At 63.4% G+C, this 7,274-nt stretch carries 3 protein-coding genes; 1 reads left to right on the forward strand and 2 read right to left on the reverse strand.

The annotated features are described in order from the left end of the window. Positions 1–919: 919 nt before the first annotated feature. Entirely contained in the window at positions 920–5,977 is a 5,058-nt protein-coding gene (locus tag AAF481_20165) for an RHS repeat-associated core domain-containing protein (GenBank protein ID MEM7483481.1), read from the reverse strand. Then, the gene (locus AAF481_20170) at positions 5,974–6,693 is read right to left on the reverse strand and encodes a hypothetical protein (protein MEM7483482.1); all 720 of its coding nucleotides are present in this window, start codon (positions 6,691–6,693) and stop codon (positions 5,974–5,976) included. The genes AAF481_20165 and AAF481_20170 overlap by 4 nt, the downstream gene beginning before the upstream one ends. 265 nt (positions 6,694–6,958) lie before the next feature. Here AAF481_20170 and AAF481_20175 point away from each other — a divergent pair. After that, positions 6,959–7,274: helix-turn-helix transcriptional regulator (locus tag AAF481_20175; protein ID MEM7483483.1), on the forward strand; the 316-nt coding region annotated here is incomplete at its 3' end.

Below are 7,274 nucleotides of genomic sequence, written 5' to 3' on the forward strand. Positions count from 1 at the left end.
ACTGGCCCTGAGACAGTGCGAGCCGCCTCCGTCTGCCCGCCTCTCTTTCTACCTCGAGCTCGAATTGATAGAACTTTTCAGAGCATTGCGTCTACGCGAAGAAGAGGCTCATGCCAGATTTCAGGCCAAGGTTTTCCGCACCCACCTGGGGATTGAGGTGGCTGAGTCGCCCCAAGTTTTCCGGAGACTGTATCGTTGAGCCCCGCAGCGACGTGCTGGGGATTCAGCATTCGAAGGCAGTTTCGGCCGATGGGCCGGCGGATTCTAAGAATTGACCAAGAGATTCTGCTCTGGATCCAAAATGGCGAGAGAACATTGCTTCGACCCGCTGCAAACTGCCTAGCAACTGTTCCGGGCACTCTTTGACCGAGTAGATTCGCGCCATATCTCCAGACTGAATCTGGAGTCGCCGCGAATGAACTCCCTCTACATTGGAATGGTGCCCTTCCAGTTCGGTTGCGATGGTTGAGACTACAGATCGAACTACTTCCGCATCCGCCAGCCTGCATCGCTTACGCTTTCCCCCGACATATTCGAAGCAAAGTCTCCCGGAATCGTTGAGGGAAAAGACACCTACCACCGGAGCATCTCCCTCCTCGATCAAGGCAATAACCAACTCCCCCGGGAGCGGCTCGATCGCAGATCTTCGACTGGATATACATCCCGAGAAGATCAAGAGAAAGAAGACCAGGTAGAGGAATCTCTTTGCCATAGAGAACTCCTTCGTCTCTCTCGCAGATTGCTGAAAAAGGCCTTCGGCCTATCCTCTCAGCTGGCCTGCTCGCGTTTTCGTGAGGGGGCTGCACGCCCCCTCACCCGAAAACACCTACGTTTTCTCGCTCACCCCGTCCACGGCACTTACGGCGCCGCCCCGCCTTTAGGCTAGGAACAGGGTGCTGCCGAGTTTTTCAGCACACTGCTAGTTGGGTCGAACCCGAGTCACGGGCACTCGCTTGCCAGGCTTCTTGGGCTTGACATGGGTAAACGGAATGATCGACCTTGATGATTTGAATGCAGGTACGGAGACATATGCGTCACGTAGAGGCAGCCCCCTCTCCGATCGAATTTCGTTGACAAAATCGACGACAGGTCCAGTCCACGTCTGGGACAAAGGAAACAACCCTTCAGCGGAGCCATCCAGAGTGTCGTGCAGAGAGGAGCTGGCATGGTAAAGCTCGTGGATAAGTGTAGATCCCAGATTGAAAGTTCTAGGATCAACACTCCGGTAGTTTGCGTCATCGAAAGACTGGAAATTGACCAGCGCCCGTCCCTCCTCTGGCACAGCATGACTGCTCCTTGTCGTGGCTTCGACGGAATAGAGTTCATCTGAGCCTATGAGGTCGTTCAAGAAATTGGTGGCTTTTTGGGATCCTTCTGCTCCCGCCTCCTCTAACACCAGGTTCAGGTTCTCATCCACCCCGTAGGTATTGCCAGTAAAGGCGTTGAGGTCAGCGATCAACAAGGCACGCTCTTCTTCTGAAAGACTGGAAAGGTTCACCGTCTCCCCAGTGGGGTCTACCCATTTCAACGGGTTGCCGAGAGCATAGGCGTACATGTTCCACGACTGGGGCCGGTTGGCCTGCCCTATCACCGGATCCACACTCAGAAATCGCCCGGTCATGGGGTTGCAGTACCGAGCGTGCATGTAGTCGAGATCATCGAGCTGCCCGGGACCGTGGTGATCCCTTTCATGCCCGGTAAACCGCATGCGCTCGTTCGAGGGCTCCTCGAGCCCGGCCTGTTCCCCAAAGGGAAAGTAGGTCGCACCGTCGACGCGCTGCCCATGTCGGTCGGTGATGAGCCGGGGGCTGCCGAGATGGTCGAGGTGGTAGTACCTCGGTCCGTCCGTGGGGCTCCAGGAGGCGAGGAGCTGGCCGTCGCGGTAGACGTGGTCCTTCTCGTGGCTCCAGGTGCCGGCCGAGCCGCCGACATTCGCCCAGGTGCGCAGCACCTTGCCGCCGAGGTCGCGGAGGGTCCAGGTTTCCTCTACTGGCGAAACGGCGGAGTTGAGGGTGAACAGGCGCTCGTCGTCAGCGGTGTAGACGTAGATCTCGTTCTGTGATCCGTTGTTGCGCCGGAAGGATTTCATCTTCGACAGCGGATCCCAGGTGTAGGAGAATCCCAAGCCGCCGGTGCCGTAGGTGCGCTGATTGCCATCCGCATCGTAGGTCTCGCTCGCGAGGCGGTTGGTTTCCGGGTCAATAGCGTAGGTGCGCCTTTCGGGCCCGTGGCCCCGCTGCGTCAAGATGGTGCCGATGTTGCCAAAACGGTCGAAGGTGTACTGCTGGTAGGCGCCAGCGCCGAGGCTGCCGCGGACAACCCGCGAGACGGCATCGTACCGGTAGCGCTCCGGCCCCAGGGTTTTGATGTTGCCGGAGCCGTCGTACTCGAGACGGAGGTTGTGCGTCGCGGCCCCCGCGGCCAGGTAGAGCTCCGGCTCGACAATTCTCTCTCCCAAGGCCAGGCCGATCGAGCCCGGCCGGCTCATGCCGTGGGGGTCGCGGTCCTGGAAGTAGACCACCTCGTTGGGGTACTCGATCTCTGCGAGCATGCCGTTGTCATGATACGAGATCGAATCCGCGTAGCCCGGCACGGCGGTCAGCCGGCCGCGGCCGTAGGCATGGACTACCGTGCGCGAGTTCGAGGAGCCGGTGCAAGGGTAGAACGTACACTGCGGGTAGCCGATGAAGGTGGGTAGACCGAGGTCATTCCAGGACCAGGACTGGGAGAAGCTCTGAAAGCCGGAAGCCGCCGTGGTGCGCCTGGAGACCCGGCCGGCGGTTCCACCATAGGTGTAGGTTTCGGTGACCGAGATGTCCACCTCTCCGGCTTGGGGATTCCAAGGCGGAACGTGGTAGTTGTGGCGAATGGCCTGGAGCACCTTGCCCTTGGAGCGGTTGTGGCTCGACTGCTCGGCGCCGTAGACGAATTCTTTCAACGGCCGCCGGAGGCCGCCGTGCTCGCGGATCTCGGTCAACCGGCCGTTCAGATCGTAGGTGAAGGCGAGATCGAAGAGGCCGTTCTGAGCACCGACGTACTGACGATGGGCGTTACCCATGGCGTCGTATCCCTCATAGCGCCGGGTCCCCTCGCCGGCGACGCCCAACTCCGGGTGTTGCTCGGACAGCAGGAAGCCGCGCCCATCGTAGGCGAAGGCGCGCTCCTGCTGGCGCCCATCGCCGATCGGCGTCGAGACGCCCGTGAGGCGGTCCGCCACGTCATAGGTGTAGCGTGTGGCCACCATAGCGCCGCCGGCACCGGAGGGTTCCTGAACCTCCGTCAGCCGGCCGTAGCGGTCGTAGATCTCGGTGGTGGTCTGCGAGGTTTCCCCGCCGGTCGCTCCGGTGGCCACCTTCACGGTACGGGCGATGGCGCGCACGCCCCGGTAGGCGAGGGTCACCGATTTGCCGTCCGGCAGGGTGAGGCGCTTCGGCCGGCCGAAAGGGTCGTAGTTCGAGTAGAGCGTCTCGGGGTCGGGATCGCCGTCCTCCGGCTCCTCTCGCCGCGGCGTCTGGGAGCGCTTCCAGCCGTTGGGGTAGTAGGCGCTTTCCGATTCGCTCCACACCCCCGAGGGCAACCTTTCCAGATCTCGCCACACCCGGCCCCAGGCGCTGAAGTACACCTCGCGCTCGGTCAGCCGGGCGCCGGACCGCTGGCCGTTGGCGCGGTGGTAGACCGACACCCGAGCCGCCCGGCTGGGGGTGGCGTTGAGGTAGTCGACTTCGATCCAGGCGCCGTTGCCCGCCGTGGGCTCCGCGCGGGTCAACCGACCAAGGGGATCGTAGCTGTAGTGGACCTTGACGCCGGCGGGGTCCTTGGTGGACTTCACCGCACCGGTGGATTCGTCGATTTCCCGCTCCACCAGAAAGTAGTTCTCGGCCCCGGAGGGCACGGCGCCGCCCGGGCGCAGGTAGCGCGAGGTGGCAAGCTGGCCGTGCTGGTAGGTGTGGGCCAGGCGGTAGGCCGGAGTCGAGGGCAGCGAAAGGGTGCAGAGGTTTGCGCCGAGGTTCACCGACTGGCGATCACCGCCATAGGTGCGCTCCTGGGTCACGTTGCCCGCAGCATTCCGCGTCCGCTCGGTGATCACGTCGCGGGCGCTCGGATTCGGTCCCACAAAGCGTCGCTGACGCTTCAAGAAGCCGGTGTTGCTTTCGAAACAGAAGTCCGTGCGCACGGTGGAGTTGCCCTGCTGGGCAACGGTGCTGGTGTAGGTGTTCAGCAACCAGGGCATCCAGACCGGCAGGTAGGCGTAGCTGTGGTTCGAGGTGGTTTGGTTCGTGATCGGATCCACCTCGTAGATGCCTCGCGACGGGTTGTAGGCGGTGGTGACGGTGCGCACCGGCCCCAGGTCCGAGGAGCCCGAGGTGACGGTCTTGCGGTAGTGGCCCAGGCCGTCGAACTCCGACGAGACGGATTCCGTCACCCGATTGCCGTTGGCCTTGTATTCCACCCGCTGGCTCTGCGGCCGGCGGTTCGAGTCGTACCAGTCCGACGACTCGCGCACGTTGCCGTAGGGCTTCAGCTTGTCCCGCTCCCACCGCACGTAGACTTCCCGCAGCAGAGTTCCGCCGCTGCCTCGCTTGCCGTCGTAGATCTGCTGGGAGAGAAACTTGCCGTTCGAAGACTGGCCCCGCCGGTAGGGCATCCCGTAGTCCCAGCCGGGCCGGAGGTACGACGGCGAGTCGTCCCGCGCGAAGAAAGGGTTGGCCGTGAAGTGATGCACCGTGTCGTCCCCGGCCGGTGAGGTCACGGTGGTCTCGCGGCCGAAGTCGCCCCCGATCGACTTTGGTTCGTATGTATAGGTCCAGGCGCAGTTCTCGGACCAATCGAAGTCCGCACAGCCGCCGTTGACTTCGAGCCTCCGCTTGGTCGCCACCGCCAACGTTTCTTGGTCATTGAGACTGCCGCCAACGTGCGGCTGTCGGGCCGGCAAATTCACCGTCTCGTAGGTCCACTCATACAGGCCCCGGGTGGGCACCCGGAGCTGACGGATAGCACCGGGCAGGCCCGCGATCTCGCCGCCCAGGGCGTCGCAGGTCGTGTAGTACGAGGGCATCTCCCACTTCGAGCCGTCCGGCAGCTTCACCGACGTCAGCAGGTCTACCCTCACATGCTCCCCCGTCGGATCCGTGTCCCCCGGCGGATAGGAGGACTGCGGAAAGTCGTCGCAGTGGCGGTCGATCACCCGGCCCGTCTGGTAGCTGAACTCGTAGATCGCGGTCCCTCCGCCGAAGGCCTCGAGCTTCACCCGGTCCACGCGCGCCTCGCCGGTGGTCGGCGACGTCTGGAATACCACTTCGTGACGCCGGCCTTCGGAGTCCGTCAACACCCAGGAGTTGCCGACCGGCCGCAGGTTCATCGAGTTGCCGAAGCGGTCCCGGATCTGGCTCATCCCCCAGCGCCCTTTGGCGCCGCGCTGCACGAAGGTGCGGATCGTCCCGTCCGGAAACTCCACCACCCGTGCGGCACCGTTCGAAGACAGGCGCAGATACGAGCCGTCCCGGGTGTAGAGGTACCCCGTGCCGGTGGGCTCGCCGAGGTGGAGCGACTGGTAAAAGGCGTGCACCGAGCCGTCTTCCCCCACGAAGCGCCACGGACCGGGGTCGATCGTGTAGGAAGGTGAGAGCAAGGCGCCGCCGACGGAGAGCATCCACCCCAAGCCCGCATTGCCCTCCCGGTTCGGGTACGCCTCTAGCATCTCGTAGTCGCCGCGGCGCCGCGTTCCCAGGTCCCACAGCTTCGAGCTGTGCGCCAGGGTCAAGCCGTAGGAAAGCCCGCCGGAGACCGGCGTACGCGGACCGATGGGAAGGGTGAGCTGGAGCGCGCCCGTGAACAGGTTCACGCTGTCGATCCCGGAGAAGTCGTAGGTGCCCGCGGCGTCGAAGCCGCGCGCTTCGAGGGGGTCTTGTTGGGCCGCCATTGGAACGGGAACAGCCAAGACTAGGAGTACGCCGGCGAGGAGAGCGAGACGCTTCATCGGGCACCTCCCGCCGCCTGGCCCGCTTCCGCCGGACGAGAGACCGGCGCCGCCACCGAGGCCGGCACCGTCACCGCCGCCATCTCCAGCGTCTCCGAATCCACCACGATCAGCACATCGCCGCCGGCGAAGGCGCCGTTTCGTTCCTCGGGGCCGACGAGCTGCCGTAGGCCTCTGGGGCGGAAGGTCACCCGGCGGTCCAGCTTGCCGTCCGCGTCCGCCGAACCGCCGTCCCCGATCGTCCCTACCGAGGCCCGAGCCTTCGCCTCGCCCTTCGCTCCAGGCCGAGCCCACAGCACCTCCACCGTCCGACGTGCCAGCCCCACCCGGCTGCCGTCCGACGCAAAGGCGCGCAGCGGGACCGGCAGGGCGTCCAGGTCTGGCACCTCCAGGATCGCCGTCTCACCGCTCGCGAGGTCCACTGCACCCCACGCCGAAAGCTCGGGAAACGGGATCTCCGACAGGAGCGTCACCGAACCATCGCCGTTGTCGTCCGCCAGCAGCTCCGGCCAGGTCTCCAGCACCGGACGGAAGCCGGAACGCGAACGGCCCACTCCGAGAAGCACTACCTCCGCACCGGGCGTGACTCCGGTGACCGTCACCCCGGTGTCGGCGCGAGTGATTTCCAGCGAGGGGACCCGAGGAGATTCCTGGGCGTAAACCCCAAAGGTGGAGAGCAGCAAGACGAATAGAGAAAGAACGACTCGGTAGTTCATAAGGCCTCCCCGATGAAGTCAGCAGTGGATGGATCTGCACGGGCCTGCGCCTCCGAACACGCACGATTCCGCGCCTCATGGGCGGCGGGTTGCCCAGATCAATGACTCCATCAATCAGTTGACTAAGAATCATCATCGCGCATCCAATTGCCGCCAAATTTCCCGGAGGGATGCGCGCTTTGATGTTTTTAAATCATCAATCTGATGATGTCAAGGGGTAATCCTTACAAATTTGGCTTTTCTGATTGAGGGTACGATGACCCAAATGTATAATGCGCACCTCATGAACATCCACGAGGCATTGGTCCACCTGCGCAGGAAAACCGGCATGACCCAGCGGGAGGTCTCCCGAAGGGCGGAGATGGCCTCGGGTTCCCTCAGCCGAATCGAACAGGGGAACGGCCTACCCTCGATTCCCTCGCTGCTGCGGCTGCTCGAAGTGCTCGGTGCCGACTTATTGGATCTGGCGGTGGCCATGAAGTTCGCCGGCCGACAGCCGGAGACTCGCGCTCACCTGATGGACGAATGGCAGATTCCAGAGGAAGGAAGTGAGGCCATCTCGGATGAACTGAGGCGAGACG

It is taken from the genome of Acidobacteriota bacterium (genome assembly GCA_039030395.1).
Classification (GTDB): Bacteria; Acidobacteriota; Thermoanaerobaculia; order Multivoradales; family JBCCEF01; genus JBCCEF01.

Coding starts and splice junctions, on each gene's coding strand:
- AAF481_20165 (MEM7483481.1), bottom strand. CDS start 5,977: ATGAAGCGTCTCGCTCTCCTCGCCGGCGTACTCCTAGTCTTGGCTGTT.
- AAF481_20170 (MEM7483482.1), bottom strand. CDS start 6,693: ATGAACTACCGAGTCGTTCTTTCTCTATTCGTCTTGCTGCTCTCCACC.